This is a genomic window from Paraburkholderia aspalathi, assembly GCF_900116445.1.
GTDB lineage: Bacteria > Pseudomonadota > Gammaproteobacteria > Burkholderiales > Burkholderiaceae > Paraburkholderia > Paraburkholderia aspalathi.
This window is the reverse complement of sequence record NZ_FPBH01000002.1, coordinates 97,429-110,977: the sequence shown is the minus strand read 5'-3', so window position 1 is coordinate 110,977 and position 13,549 is coordinate 97,429. Positions and strand designations below refer to the sequence as shown.

The following is a 13,549-nucleotide window of genomic DNA, read 5'->3' as shown; positions in this document are numbered from 1 at the left end:
ACATCCCCTTCAAAAACATGACGATTATTCGCCCGACTCACCGCCCGGAAGATTGCGAACCCACTGAGCAGGAAATCGCGCAGATTCAGCGTGACCGGCTTGCCGCCGTACGTCGCGAGCTAAAGAAGCGCGATCTGACCGCCGCGATCCTGTTCGACCCCACGCATATGCGCTACGCGACCGGCTCGCGCAACATGCAGGTCTATTCGATGCGCAATCCGGCGCGCTATCTGTTCGTACCGGCCGAAGGCAAGGTCGTGCTGTTCGAATACGCCGGCTGCGATTTTCTCGCCGACGGGCTCGACACCGTCGACGAAGTGCGGCCCGCTACCGCGATTTCCTATTACTTCTGCGACGACATGCTGGGCCGCGTCACCGAACGCTGGGCCGACGAAATCGACGAGCTGGTCAAGCAGAGCGGCGGCGGCAAACGCATCGCCATCGAGAGCGCGACGTCGGCGGCGGCTTTTGCGTTGCAAGCGCGCGGCTATCAGATCAGCGACGCGCAGGAACCGCTCGAACGGGCCCGCTCGATCAAAGTGCCGAACGAGATCAAGATGATCCGCTCATCTTTGCGCGCCGCCGAAGAGGGCGTGCGTAAGCTGGAGGCCGCTCTCGTGCCAGGCATCAGCGAAAACGAACTCTGGTCGCATCTGCATAAGCACATCATTGAAACGGACGGCGACTACGTGGAAACACGTTTGATCAGCTCGGGTCCGCGCACCAATCCGTGGTTCCAGGAAAGCAGCCCGCGCAAGATCCAGACAGGCGAGCTCGTTGGCCTCGATACGGACGTCGTGGGGCGCTTCGGCTATTACGCGGACTTCTCGCGCACCTTCCTGTGCGGCGACGCTCCCGCTACGACAGCACAGAAAACGCTCTACAGACTCGCCTACGAACAGGTGCATTCGAATATGGAGAACGTGCGCGCCGGCACGACGTTTCAGGAGTTCATTGGGAAGGCCTGGAAGATTCCCGGCCCTTATCAGGCGCGCCGCTATTTCGCGCTTGCGCATGGCGTCGGCATGACCGGCGAGTATCCGTACATCGTCCATCGCGAGGACAACGACGCCAAGGGCTATGACGGCGTGATCGAGCCCGGCATGACGCTGTGCATCGAAAGCTATATCGGCCATGAAGATGGCGGCGAAGGCGTCAAGCTGGAAGAGCAGGTGTATGTGCGCGATGACGGCCGCGTGGAACTGCTGTCCGACTATCCGTTCGAGAAGCGCCTGCTCGCCTGAGTGCATGGCGTGTCCTCATCGGCATGTGAGGCAAGGGCCAAGGCCCTCGCACATGCCGGCTCATTGCAATTCAACGCTCCAAGGGTGATCGACGATGCAATTCAGACAACTTCGGACGGTGCTGTGCGCCGCCGCCATGGCTTTGACCGGCGTTAGCGCGCACGCTGCGGATAGCTGGTGCGCGCAGGGCAAGACGGTGCATTTCGCCGGCATTACGTGGGAAAGCGGCTCCTTTGCGACCGAAGTGCTGCGGCAGATTCTGGAGAAGGGTTACGGCTGCAAGACCGATGTCGTGCCCGGCAGCACGGCCGCTACCGAAACCGCGCTCGCGCACAACGACGTGCAGGTATGGGCCGAACAATGGACCGGGCGCAGCGAGATCACCGCGAAGGCCGTGGCCTCGGGCAGCGTCAAGCTGGTGGGCGACACCTTGCCGGGTGGCACGAAGGAAGGCTGGTTCGTGCCGGAATATGTAGTGAAGGGTGATCCCAAACGCGGTATCAAGCCGCTCGCAGCAGGTCTTGTTTCAGTGACCGACCTGCCCAAGTACAAGAGCGTATTCGCCGACGACGAGGAACCGGACAAGGGCCGCTTTCTAAACTGCCCGACGGGTTGGGATTGCGAGCGGGTCAACACGCGCTTGCTGAAGGTGCTGAATCTCGATGCGACCTACACCAACTTCCACCCAGGCACCGGCGCCGCGCTCGATGCCGCTATCGCTTCCGCTTACCAGCGTGGCGCGCCGATCGTGTTCTATTACTGGGGCCCGGCCGCGTTAATGGCGAAGTATAAGTTCGTCGAATTGAAGATGCCTGCCTATAACGACGCGTGCTGGAAGACCTTGCGCGACGAAAGCAGCACCTCGCAATGCGCTTCCTCGTACATGGTCTCGCATGTCACGGTAGGCGTATCCACGCCGTTCTACGACGCCGACCCGCAACTCGTGTCGATGCTCGGCAAGGTCAAGTTTCCGATGGACTTCCTGAACAGCACGATTCTCGAGATGAGCACGAAGAAACTCGACGGCTCGGCCATGGCCACGCAATTCCTGCGCGAGCATCCGGAGATGTGGAAGCAATGGGTGCCTGCCGACGTCGCGTCGAAAGTGCAGGCCGGACTCGCTGGCGCCTGACGGGCGGTAACGTCAGGCGGATTTCGACGGCACGAAGTCTTGCGGCTTCGTGCCGGACTGCAGGTGGTGTACGTGTAGTGGAGGATGGGTCATGCATTCGTTTTTTCTGCATCTTTCGATTGCCGACTGGGTGAACGACGCCGTGCAATCGTTCGTTACCCGCTACGGCGACAGCTTTCACCAGTTCAGCATTGCGCTCTTACGCTATGTGCTCGTGCCGCTCGAAGGCGCTTTGCGCGCGCTACCGCCGTGGCTGATCCTGCTGGCGGTCGGCGCGGTGACGTGGAATGCAACGCGGCGCCTGAGCGTTGCCGGCTTCTTCATGCTGCTGCTCTATGCGATCGGTTGTTTCGGCCTCTGGGAAAAGCTGATGCAGACTCTCGCGTTGATGCTGGTGGCGACGGTGCTGTCGGTCTCGCTAGGTGTGCCGCTCGGCATTCTCACCTCGCGCAGCGCATGGCTGCGGCGCGTGCTGTTACCCACGCTCGACGTCATGCAAACGCTGCCCAGCTTCGTCTATCTGATTCCGGTGCTGATGCTGTTCGGCCTCGGCAAGGTGCCGGCGATCCTTGCCACCATCATCTATGCGCTGCCACCGCTGATTCGCCTGACCGATCTCGGCATCCGCCATGTGGACAGCGAGGTGGTGGAGGCGGCGCGCGCCTTCGGCACGACGCGCTGGCAATTGCTGGTGAACGTGCAGATGCCGCTGGCGCGGCCCAGCATCATGGCCGGCATCAACCAGACGACGATGATGGCGCTTTCCATGGTGGTGATCGCCTCGATGATCGGTTCGCGCGGCCTCGGCGAAGATGTGCTCGCCGGCATTCAGACCCTCGACGTGGGCAAGGGGACGCAGGCGGGTATTGCCATCGTGATCCTCGCAATCGTGATCGACCGTATCAGCCAGGGCTATGGACAGGACCGCCGTGCGCGACGGGTATTAGCGCAGCGCAGAAAGGCCCGGGCGGCTTCGCGCATTCCTTATCGTGTGGGCAGCGCGAATACGGACGAAACATCGGCGGCTGATGGCGGGCTCGAAACCCGCACGGCCAAATGACTGGAAAAAGCGAGGAGAGCGACATGGCAGCGATTGAAGTCAACCACGTGTACAAGCTTTTCGGTCCGCCGGCCAGTCATGCGCGCGTGCTCGACCTGTTGCGAAGCGGCAAGGGCAAAGCCGATGTGCTGGTCCAGACCGGATGCAATGTCGGCTTGAACGACGTCAGCCTGAATATCGGCGCGGGCGAAATCTTCGTGATCATGGGACTGTCCGGTTCCGGGAAGTCGACCCTGGTGCGCCATTTCAACCGGCTGATCGAGCCGACCGCGGGCGAGATCGTGATCGACGGTTCAGATGTCATCAAGCTCGGCGCGCAAGGCCTGCGTGACCTGCGCCGCTATAAGGTCAGCATGGTGTTCCAGAATTTCGGACTGTTGCCGCATCAGACCGTGCTCGACAATACGGCGTATGCATTGCGTGTGCGTGGCGAACGCAAGACCGAAGCCAATGAGAAAGCCCGTGTCTGGCTCGGCAAGGTGGGCCTGAACGGCTACGACGAACACTATCCGGACGAGTTATCCGGTGGCATGCGTCAGCGGGTCGGCTTGGCCCGTGCGCTTGCCGCGGATACGGACGTGCTGCTGATGGACGAAGCATTTTCCGCGCTCGACCCGCTGATTCGCACGGAAATGCAGGACCAGTTGCTGCAACTGCAGGCGACGCTGAAGAAGACCATCGTATTTATCACGCACGATCTCGACGAAGCACTGCGGATCGGCAACCGCATCGCGATTCTGCGCGACGGCAAACTCGTGCAGGAAGGGACGCCCAACGAGATCCTGACGCGCCCCGCGGATGACTACGTGAGGCGTTTTGTCGAGCGCCGCTCGGATCGCGGCGCAGTCAGCCATTGATACAGTGCTTGTATGCGCGGGGTGCTGCGCCCGATTTTACGGTGCAATCTCCGGAATGTCGGGCAAGCCATCTTTGGGCCCGAGTATGTTATCGACCGCGAGGCTTTGGCAGTCGGGTGCCGAAGCCGCCGTTGCTGCAACGGTCTCGATTCCAGCATAACTTCCTGTGTCAGCGAAGTGAGTTGTTTCCGCCTGCATGGCGACGCTGCAACCTTGCGACTCGAGCAGTGAGGTCGAGTTACTCGCGCGGCATTCCTTGTGCAAGCTGTCGGCCCAGCTTGCAAGGCCGAGGAGCTCACTCCGCTCTTTCGGATTCCGGACCAGTTCGGCGTACCTGGCATAGGCGAGCCCCGCGCGTGTCGGATCCATCTTGATGGCGCTCAAGTATTCGCGGCGCGCGCCGCTGTCATCGTCGAGCAGCTTGAGCGACTCCGCCAGATTGACGTGCGCTTCCTGATAGTCCGGTTTCAGATAAACGGCGATATGGAAATCGTCGCGCGCATTTTGCAGGTCGGACTCCGCTTCGGCGGAATGGCGGTCAGGTGCTTGCCTCGCCAGTGCCAGCCAGGCGCGGCCAATTGCATTGAACGCCGCCTCCCGTGACGAATGCAAGGCAATGGATCGTTCGAACGCGCCGATCGCCTGTTTGTGGCAACCGAGCTCGCTGAGTGCGACGCCCCAGTTATAGAAGCTCCAGGACGACGGGTATTCCGTGGATAGGCGGCTGACCGCGTTGATTTCGCCTTTGTAGTCGTGGTTCGCCTCGTTGATCTTCGAGAGTCCGAGGAGGGCCCATTTGTAGTTCGGCTGTTCGTCTCCGGCGTTGACGATGCTCGAAAATATCCGCTCAGGCTCGGAAAAATCGCAGGCTTTCTTGTCATCGTAGCAGCGCGTCTGGGCTTCGGCCGACTGGTACGAGGCGTAGATATAAGGACTGTGCTTCTTCAGCACATCAATGGCGACTTTGGGGAGTTTTTTCTTCAGATCGGCGATTGCGCCTTCGTCCGTGTCGAAATTATAAACGTGGCCGCGTTCCACCAGGACCAGGTGCAGAGTGCAGAGGTCCTTGGCGCAGGTTACGCTGCCTGAGATGGTCGAAACCGGAAGCGGCAGCGCCTCGCGCACGTACTGCAGGATCGTCTTCGCGGAAATGGAGGTGCCGGGCACCGAGAAATCCGGCATGTCGGAATCGAGCCTGATTTCTTCTTTGGCAGAGGCGGGTATCACGTTTGCCGCACTCTCTTCGAGGGAGATCAGTTGGCCCGCGACGAGTGACTGGACCACGTCGCTGGAGTAGCCGATTTTGGCGATTTCCTCGGGAACCGAGATATTTTCGATGACGGTCTCGCGTGCGGAGAGCAGTTTCCACAGCACGGCGCCGGCAAGACATGCGCCGATCAGAAGCAGCAGGTTCAGCGAAACCATGCGCAGGTTGGACGTGAAGGTTGCGAGCTTCGCAAGACGGTCTTCGTGCGGGGTGCCCGTTTCCTTGGGCGTCGGCCCTGGCTTCTGCCTGGGTTTCTGTTCCGGCTCGGGTCCGGATCCCGGGTGCGACTGATGGGTTGGCTTGACCGCTCTCAGATGCGGCGGCCGATCAGCTCCGCGATGATGTCTCGGTGCGTGCATGTTGCCTCCCCTCGGTGAGCCGGCTTCAACAAAACGAAGCTGCGAGGCGAGGATTTAACAATTGAGCGGTCTACGTGACCTGACGCTTTTAACCAGTTTCGACTGTCTCGCGCACTATGCCGAAGTGCGTCTTGAGTCCATCCCAGCCGAGCGCCGTGACGGCCACCGATCGCGTGGTGGAAGATTTGCGCACCCAGCCCCATGCAAGAAAGGCATCCATCAGCCGGGCGCCTAACGGCCCCGCGACGTGAAACTGCCGCTCGGTCCAATCGAGACATTGGCGGGCCAGTTCCGTTTGGCCGACGGGCAGCTCGCCGATATCGATGCCGAGTTGCTGCAGCCACGTGTGGCCGGATGTGGTGAGCGCGTAGCGGCGCTCGCTCGCCTCGACGATGAAACCCCGCGTGAGCATGCTTTGCGTCACAGCGATGCTGATCTGGCCCGCCAGATGGTCATAGCAGCAGCGCGCGAAACGTAGCGCCTGCGCCGAGCGATTCGGCGTATTGCGCCAGGCCGGGGTGACCGGGCCAACCGACGCGAGGCTTTCAAGCACGTGCGAAACGTGCGCGCCGGCGAGCCGGTAATAGCGATGCCGGCCCTTGCTTTCCACGCTCAGCAAGCCGCCGTCGAGCAGCTTGGCGAGGTGCGAGCTGGCGGTCTGGGCAGTCACGCCCGCCGCGGCTGCAAGCGCGCCGGCCGACATGGTGCTGCCGTCGGCGAGCGTGATCAGCATCACCGAACGAACCGGTTCGGCGATCAGGTGTGCAACGCTCGAAATATTGTGCTGACCCATTTATGTGCAATGTCCGTCATTAATGCGTGAGCGACGCCTGCCGGCAGGTGAACAGTTGTCCGTACGCATACTTCGATACAGCCCGAAGCATTCTCTGTGTGGGTCGCCTTATAGTCAACGGCGAAGCAGAAAATAGGGGCTGAAACTCTTGAACGATAAACGTGAATATCAGAAGCGGGTGTTGATTGCGACGAGCCTCAGCTACGTCATTGTCATCCTGGATACGTCGATCGTAAACGTCGCGCTTGAGCCGGTTGCGGCCAGTCTGGGTTCGGATATTGCCGGGCTGCAGTGGGTGGTCAACGCTTACACGCTGACGTTTGCCAGCCTGCTGTTTAGCGGCGGCGCGCTAGGCGACCGGATCGGCGCGAAAACGGTCTATCTCGCCGGACTGCTGGTCTTCGCTTGCGCATCGGCGTTATGTGGATTGGCGCCGGATTTGCAGATTCTGGTGGTTGCGCGGGTATTGCAAGGTGTCGGCGCGGCATTATTGGTGCCGTGTTCGCTGACCCTGATCAATCATGCCTTTCCGGTTGCCCGGCAGCGCGCGAGCGCGATCGGCGTATTGGCCGGATGCGGCGGTATCGCGATGGCGGCGGGGCCTCTCGCCGGTGGTCTGCTAACTCATCTGCTCGGCTGGCGCAGTATTTTTCTGGTGAACGTGCCGATCGCGCTGATCGGCGCGTGGCTGACCACGCGCATCGGTGCGGTGCGGCCGGCCAGCTCGGACAGGTCGATGGATGTCGCCGGGCAACTGCTTGCCGTTGTTGCGCTTGGCGCGTCGGTAGCCGTGCTGATCGAGGGGGCGAAGCTCGGATGGCAGGCGGCCGTGATACGGGCTGGTGCGGTGATTGCGCTTGCCGCCTGGGTTGCATTCGCGCTGGCCGAGGGCAGGCGCAAACAACCGATGCTGCCGTTAGGCTTCTTTCGTAGTCCCGTGTTTTCCGCGTCGGCATTCGTTTCGCTGATTTCCGGTCTGATTTTCTATGGCCTGTTTTTCCTGCTGAGCTTGTACTTCCAGTCTGCCCGCGGATGGTCGCCATTGCAGACCGGCCTCGCATTCCTGCCGCTGACCGTGATGGTGGCCATCGGCAGCTTTGCATCCGGTGCGTTGAACCGGACGTATGGTGCGCACCGGCTCGTTTGTGCCGGCTTCCTGCTGTATGCAGTGGGTTTCGTTGGGCTCGTCGCGCTCGCGGACGATGCGCCGTACTGGCGTATTGCGCTTTGCTTTCCCGCCGTCGGTTTCGCGGCGGGGGCGATTTCGCCGGCGGCGACCGCTGCGCTGATGACAGCAGTGGACAAGGCGCGTGCCGGCGTCGGGGCGGGCGTGCTCAATGCGAGCCGGCAGACAGGGGCCGCTTTTGGCGTCGCGATCTTCGGCGCGCTGATGAGCGCGATCCAGCCAGTCGACGTTGGGATTCGTGTGGCGGTCTATCTGGCGATCGGCCTGTCGCTGCTGGGCGCGCTGGTTTGGAGTGTCGCTTTGGCCGTGGCGGCGCGTTATGCGGGCAGCGATGCCTGGTAAGCGGGACGAACCGTAAAAAGAGCGGCGCGCTGGGCAGTATCGGCGCTTCGCCGGCTCGAACATCTCGTGAGCAGCTTGGCTGCTGCGTTGCCGGTTGATCGCGTTAGTCACGTAAAAACGACCTGGCCATATTCGTAGAAGCGGGTGCAATGCCCGCTCATGGCCCCTCATGTGGACCAGGCGATTTATTATCGCTGGTACTAGTCAGGTGCATTTTCGGCCACCGATACTGAACTCATCTGCTATGGCCGCTGTGCCACATCCGCTCGCCGCGGATCGCCGCTACCCCGGGCCAGTCCTGCATAGGCAGGCGGATTCAGCAGAGACGATTTCATCGCTTACGAAAAGCAGACGGAGACTTCATGCTCAAGTTCCTGATCGGGATCGGCATCCCCTATATCGGTGTGATAGGCCTGCTGCCCTGGGTCGCTTCGGTCGATCGATTCGTCTTCGGCGTGCCGTTCATCTATGCGTGGATTTTCGCGTGGTTTGTCCTGACGTCCATCTGCCTGCAGGTGTGCTGGCGTCTGTTCGATCGTCGCGCGGAAGAAGCCGATCCGCAAACCCACTGAAGCAGCAGGAGAGCCAGGATGTCCACCGTTGTCTTTCTCGGTTTGATTCTCTTTTCGCTGTATCTGGCGATACGGTCCAAGAAAGGACATGGCGCGCAAAGCGTTCATGACTTCTTTGTCGCGTCCCGGCAGTTTGGCGCGTATCTGGTGTTCTTTCTCGCTGCGGGCGAAATCTACAGTATCGGCACGATGGTTGGCTTTCCAGGCGGCATCTATGCGAAGGGCCCCACGTATGGAGTCTGGTTCCTGGGATACATCCTGCTGGCGTATCCCGTCGGCTATTTCATCGGGCCGAAAATCTGGGAGGCCGGCAAACGCTATAACGCGATTACGCTGCCCGACCTGTTCAAAGGCTATTTCAGCAACCGTGCGCTTGAGGTGATCGTCGCCGGGTCGGCGATTCTGTTCCTGCTGCCCTGGGGCGAGTTGCAGTTCACGGGGCTCGTTGCCGCGTTCAAGGGCCTCGGCTGGAATTTTCAGCCGCTCTATCTGATTCTGATTTCAGCGATGCTGGCATTTACCTACATCGCCATTTCCGGTGTGCGGGCTTCGGCGTACATTGCGATCCTGAAAGACGTGCTGATGGTCGTGGCGATTGTGATTACCGGACTCGCGGTTTCGTGGCAATCCGGCGTCACGGAAGTCTTTCATGCAGCGAGCCTGCACGTCAGCAACAGCATGATCGCCAGTCAATTGACGTTTTCGATGAGCACCATGCTCTTCCAGTCGCTGGGGTTCTACGTGATGCCGTTCGCCGTGCAGGTCTTCTTCACGGCCACCAGTCCGAACACGATCCGGCGCACGCAGGTTGCCATGCCGCTGTACATGCTGATGTATCCGTTTCTGGTCATCGCTTCGTACTATGCGATCAGTCAGAACCTGCATCTCGCGTCGCCGAATGAAGCGTTCTTTGCGGCAGCGATCCGGCTGCTGCCGGGCTGGTTGCTGGGTCTGGTCGCGGCCGGCGCCGCGCTTTCGGGTCTGCTGGTACTGACGGGTATCTGCCTCGCCATCGGCCCGCTCGTGACGCGCAATCTGTTGCCGAAGATGCCCGAGAGCAGGCAGAAAGCCACCGCTAAGACCGTGATCGTGGTCTACCTGCTGGTCTCGATCGTGATGACCTTGCTGACGCCGAATCTGATGCTCACCCTAATCAATACCGCGTACTACGGCGTGACCCAGTTTTTCCCGGGCGTGATGGTCATTCTGTTTTCGCTTCGAGTCAAGCCAGCCGCTGTCGCAACGGGTATTCTGACTGGCCAGATCCTCGCGATCATCCTTTACATCCTTCATGTCGATCTCGGCGGATTCAACCTTGGCCTGCTGTGTCTCGTGATCAATATCGCGGTGACTGCGGTGCTGAACCATGGTTGGAAGCGTAAGCCGGTGCATGCGCTGTCCTGATCATTCGGCCTGTGTCCTAAACCAAAGAACAGCTATCCATGAATCGGATTGAACGAAGTCCCATCACTGTCTTCGTTGCCAGAAAAATTCTGACGATGAATCCGGCCCAGCCGCAGGCCACGCATGTTGCCGTGCGAGACGGCAGAATTCTCTCCGTCGGTAATCTGGAGGACGTGAGCCGCTGGGGCGAGGCTGAGATCGTCGACACGTTCCAGGACAAGGTGCTGATGCCCGGTCTCGTCGAAGGGCATTGTCATCTGATGGAAGGCGCCATGTGGGATGCCGTGTATCTCGGCTACTACGACCGGCTCGGCCCTGACGGCAAACTGTGGCGAGGACTAAAAACGCTGGACGAGGTGATCGAACGGCTCGCCGAAGCGCAACGCGTCATGACGGACGCTGAGGCGCCGCTGCTCGCGTGGGGCTTCGATCCGATTTTCTTCGGCGCGAGCCGTCTGTCGGTTAGAGAACTCGATACCGTTTCCGCGAGCCGCCCCATTGTCGTGCTGCACGCGAGTGTGCACCTGATGAACGTCAACTCCGCCATGCTGGCGCTCGCCGGTATTGACGAAGACACGGACATCGACGGGATCGACAAGGATAGCGAAGGCCGGCCAACCGGCGAGCTGCAGGAATTCGCCGCCATGTTCCCGGTGTATCAGGTGATAGGCAGCCAGCTTTCCATTGCGGCGAGCGAAAAGACCGAGGCCATCTGGAACTTCGGCAAGGTCGCGCAACTCGCGGGCGTGACCACCGCGACGGATCTGGTCAACGATCTGTCCGCGCTGGGCAATCGCAACCTGCGCGAAGTCACAGCCGACCCGCAGTATCCGGTCAGAATCGTGCCCGCGTTTGCTCCGCAGCGAAGCCCCGATAACGGCGTCGAAAAAGTACTGGCGGCCATTCACGACAGCACGGAGAAATTGCGGTTTGGCCCGGTTAAATTTATCGTCGATGGGTCGATTCAGGGCTTTACGGCGCGGCTTAAATGGCCGGGTTATGTCGGCGGGCACCCGAACGGCTTGTGGCTGATTCCGCCGAGCCAGTTGGAAGAAGTGTTTACGCCGTTTCACCGCGCGGGGCTGCAGCTTCATATTCATACCAACGGCGATGAAGCCACCGAGGTCGTGTTGAACGCGATCGAGAAGATGCTCGACGCCTGTCCGCGCAGCGATCACCGCCACACGCTGCAGCACTGTCAGATGGCCAACGCGAGCCAGTTGGCCCGCGCGGCGAAACTCGGCATGTGCATCAACTTTTTCTCCAACCATATCTACTACTGGGGCGACGCGCACTACGCGCAGACCATGGGCCCCGACCGGGCGAACCGGATGAACGCCGCGGGAACGGCGCGGCGTCTGGGCATTCCCTATGCCTTTCATTCGGATGCGCCGATTACGCAGTTAAGCCCGCTGTTTACAGCGTGGTGCGCGGTGCAGCGCAAGACGGCCAGCGGTCGCGTGCTGGGTGAGAGCGAATGCATCCCCGTGGCGGACGCATTGCGCGCGATTACGCTGGGGGCCGCCTATACGCTCAAGATGGAGCATCTGATCGGTAGTATCGAGGTGGGCAAATTCGCGGACTTCGCCGTGCTGGCGGATGACCCGACCGAGGTCGCGGCTGAGAAGTTGAAAGACGTCGAAGTGTGGGGCACGGTGCTGGGCGGCCGTGTGTTTCAGTCGCCGGCAAAATGAACGACGTGGCGCAATCTGGCGTTCGGCCACCCGTTCCGCTGGTGGTGCTCGGCGGCTATCTCGGTGCGGGAAAGACGACGCTGCTCAATCATGTGCTCTCGAATGCGGGGCAGCGCAGGGTGGCGGTGCTGGTTAACGATTTCGGCGATATCAATATCGACGCCGCACTGATCCGCGAACGCACGGACGATGTCATCAATCTGGAGAATGGTTGCGTTTGCTGCTCGATTGGCGGTCGCCTCGTCGATGCGCTCGTGAAAATCAGCGCGCGTCCTGAGCGTCCCGAGTTGTTGATCATCGAAGCCAGTGGTGTTTCCGATCCCGTGAAGATCGCGCAGATCGGTCTGCTCGACCGGGCATTCAGGTTGGTCGGGATCATCGTTGCCGTGGACGCGGAGCGGATCGGTGTGACCTTGCTCGACCCGTATGTCGGCGATATTGTGCGCCGGCAGATCGCGGGTGCGACGGCCCTTGTGCTCACCAAGACCGATCTTGTGACGGAGCAGGAGAAGGTCGCGACGACAGAGGCGGTGTTAGCGCTCGCGACCACGTCTATCCTGCTCGAATCCGCAAACGGGTCCATCCCGCTGGAATTGATCTTCGACGCGAGTGTCGTGCCTCGTCATCGCACCGGTGAGCCCGCTCTCGCGGCGAGCGGGCACGTCAGTAGCCATCAGGACATCTGCAGTTTTTCCTTCCGCTCGGACTTTCGCCTCGACAGGAAGAAACTCAAGGACGTGTTTCGCACGTTGACGGTCCCGCTATTGCGAGCGAAGGGCATCGTATGGCTCGACCAGGATGCTTCTCCGCAGGAGCTCCATGTGGTCGGCGGTCGCATTCTGATCACGCCGTTCGCGGGTCATTTCGCGGGTCACGCAGCGGGCGAATCGACGATCGTTCTGATCGGTCGCTTCAGCGACGAAGACGAGCGTACCGTGAAGCGCTGCCTCGAAAGCACGCAAGTGCTGAACTAGCGTCAGCCTCGCGCGAGCGTGCCGCGATCATCGCGCCCGGCACGTCAGGCACAGTAAGGCCCCCAAGCCCCCAACGGCCCGATTCCGAAAACCCGGTTCGAGGCCAGTCAACCCGCGTCTCCTCGCCGCACGCTGCACCAGGCGAAACCAGCGCACTGGCCCTACCGTCGAGTGGTCACCAAACTTACACTTTTCCATAAGAGATCGCCGCTTAGGCAAGCTCACGAGTCGCACCCAATTCACCAAGCAGGAGACATTGCATGGCCACAACAGAAACGTCCGCATCGAAAGTCACCGCGGACACGCTCGCCGCATTTTCCGCCGCGTTCAATCGTCACGATGCGAATGCGCTGATGGACTTCATGACCGAAGACTGTGTGTTCGACGCGGCAGGAGGAAGTGAAGTCTATGGCGCGCGCTTCGTCGGCCGCGATGCGGTGCGCGCAGCGTTCGAAGCAGTCTTCAAGACTTTCCGGGATGCGCATTGGGGGAAGGGCCGTCACTACGTGTTCGGGGAACGCGGTGTGTCCGAATGGGTATTCACGGGGACACATGCAGAAGGTTGGCGCATCGAAGCAGAAGGCTGCGATCTCTTCGAGTTCCGCGATGGTCTGATCGCAGTCAAGCGCGCGTTCCGCAAGGAACGTCCCAAGCAGAACGTTTGA

The 13,549-nt window shown here is 60.8% G+C and carries 12 protein-coding genes; 10 read left to right on the top strand and 2 right to left on the bottom strand.

Annotated features, from left to right (window positions below):
* Window positions 1-17: 17 nt before the first annotated feature.
* From BM438_RS03165 to BM438_RS03150, 4 genes are all read left to right on the top strand, one after another.
* Window positions 18-1,244, top strand: coding sequence for a M24 family metallopeptidase (locus BM438_RS03165; RefSeq protein ID WP_093632873.1), 1,227 nt, complete (start codon window positions 18-20; stop codon window positions 1,242-1,244).
* A gap of 94 nt (window positions 1,245-1,338) precedes the next feature.
* Window positions 1,339-2,376 carry an ABC transporter substrate-binding protein gene (locus BM438_RS03160; protein WP_093632872.1) on the top strand — a complete coding sequence of 346 codons (1,038 nt, stop codon included), beginning with the start codon at window positions 1,339-1,341 and terminating at the stop codon, window positions 2,374-2,376.
* 91 nt (window positions 2,377-2,467) lie between these two features.
* Window positions 2,468-3,436 carry an ABC transporter permease gene (locus BM438_RS03155; protein WP_093632871.1) on the top strand — a complete coding sequence of 323 codons (969 nt, stop codon included), beginning with the start codon at window positions 2,468-2,470 and terminating at the stop codon, window positions 3,434-3,436.
* A gap of 23 nt (window positions 3,437-3,459) precedes the next feature.
* Window positions 3,460-4,293, top strand: a complete 834-nt coding sequence (locus tag BM438_RS03150; RefSeq protein WP_093632870.1) for a quaternary amine ABC transporter ATP-binding protein — start codon at window positions 3,460-3,462, stop codon at window positions 4,291-4,293.
* Window positions 4,294-4,329: 36 nt separating this feature from the next.
* Here the strand turns inward: BM438_RS03150 and BM438_RS03145 are convergent, their stop codons facing one another.
* Entirely contained in the window at window positions 4,330-5,718 is a 1,389-nt protein-coding gene (locus BM438_RS03145; protein WP_143131636.1) for a tetratricopeptide repeat protein, read from the bottom strand.
* A gap of 289 nt (window positions 5,719-6,007) precedes the next feature.
* The gene (locus BM438_RS03140; RefSeq protein WP_093632868.1) at window positions 6,008-6,712 is read right to left on the bottom strand and encodes an ArsR/SmtB family transcription factor; all 705 of its coding nucleotides are present in this window, start codon (window positions 6,710-6,712) and stop codon (window positions 6,008-6,010) included.
* 148 nt (window positions 6,713-6,860) lie between these two features.
* On the opposite strand from BM438_RS03140, the gene BM438_RS03135 reads away from it, so the two are divergent.
* From BM438_RS03135 to BM438_RS03110, 6 genes are all read left to right on the top strand, one after another.
* The gene (locus BM438_RS03135) at window positions 6,861-8,240 is read left to right on the top strand and encodes an MFS transporter (RefSeq protein WP_244179237.1); all 1,380 of its coding nucleotides are present in this window, start codon (window positions 6,861-6,863) and stop codon (window positions 8,238-8,240) included.
* Window positions 8,241-8,602: 362 nt separating this feature from the next.
* Complete coding sequence (locus BM438_RS03130; RefSeq protein WP_093632866.1) at window positions 8,603-8,812, top strand: DUF3311 domain-containing protein; 210 nt, start codon at window positions 8,603-8,605, stop codon at window positions 8,810-8,812.
* Window positions 8,813-8,830: 18 nt separating this feature from the next.
* Window positions 8,831-10,216, top strand: a complete 1,386-nt coding sequence (locus BM438_RS03125; RefSeq protein ID WP_093632865.1) for a sodium:solute symporter family protein — start codon at window positions 8,831-8,833, stop codon at window positions 10,214-10,216.
* Window positions 10,217-10,254: 38 nt separating this feature from the next.
* Entirely contained in the window at window positions 10,255-11,910 is a 1,656-nt protein-coding gene (locus BM438_RS03120; protein WP_093632864.1) for an amidohydrolase, read from the top strand.
* Window positions 11,907-12,884, top strand: a complete 978-nt coding sequence (locus BM438_RS03115; protein ID WP_093632863.1) for a CobW family GTP-binding protein — start codon at window positions 11,907-11,909, stop codon at window positions 12,882-12,884. Before BM438_RS03120 ends, BM438_RS03115 begins: the two co-directional genes overlap by 4 nt.
* Before the next feature lie 260 nt (window positions 12,885-13,144).
* Window positions 13,145-13,549, top strand: coding sequence for a nuclear transport factor 2 family protein (locus tag BM438_RS03110; RefSeq protein ID WP_093632862.1), 405 nt, complete (start codon window positions 13,145-13,147; stop codon window positions 13,547-13,549).

What these genes read in the sequence shown, in the direction of transcription:
- BM438_RS03165 (WP_093632873.1), top strand. Translation starts at nt 18, where the DNA reads ATGACGATTATTCGCCCGACTCACCGCCCGGAAGATTGCGAACCCACT.
- BM438_RS03160 (WP_093632872.1), top strand. Translation starts at nt 1,339, where the DNA reads ATGCAATTCAGACAACTTCGGACGGTGCTGTGCGCCGCCGCCATGGCT.
- BM438_RS03155 (WP_093632871.1), top strand. Translation starts at nt 2,468, where the DNA reads ATGCATTCGTTTTTTCTGCATCTTTCGATTGCCGACTGGGTGAACGAC.
- BM438_RS03150 (WP_093632870.1), top strand. Translation starts at nt 3,460, where the DNA reads ATGGCAGCGATTGAAGTCAACCACGTGTACAAGCTTTTCGGTCCGCCG.
- BM438_RS03145 (WP_143131636.1), bottom strand. Translation starts at nt 5,718, where the DNA reads ATGGTTTCGCTGAACCTGCTGCTTCTGATCGGCGCATGTCTTGCCGGC.
- BM438_RS03140 (WP_093632868.1), bottom strand. Translation starts at nt 6,712, where the DNA reads ATGGGTCAGCACAATATTTCGAGCGTTGCACACCTGATCGCCGAACCG.
- BM438_RS03130 (WP_093632866.1), top strand. Translation starts at nt 8,603, where the DNA reads ATGCTCAAGTTCCTGATCGGGATCGGCATCCCCTATATCGGTGTGATA.
- BM438_RS03125 (WP_093632865.1), top strand. Translation starts at nt 8,831, where the DNA reads ATGTCCACCGTTGTCTTTCTCGGTTTGATTCTCTTTTCGCTGTATCTG.
- BM438_RS03120 (WP_093632864.1), top strand. Translation starts at nt 10,255, where the DNA reads ATGAATCGGATTGAACGAAGTCCCATCACTGTCTTCGTTGCCAGAAAA.
- BM438_RS03115 (WP_093632863.1), top strand. Translation starts at nt 11,907, where the DNA reads ATGAACGACGTGGCGCAATCTGGCGTTCGGCCACCCGTTCCGCTGGTG.
- BM438_RS03110 (WP_093632862.1), top strand. Translation starts at nt 13,145, where the DNA reads ATGGCCACAACAGAAACGTCCGCATCGAAAGTCACCGCGGACACGCTC.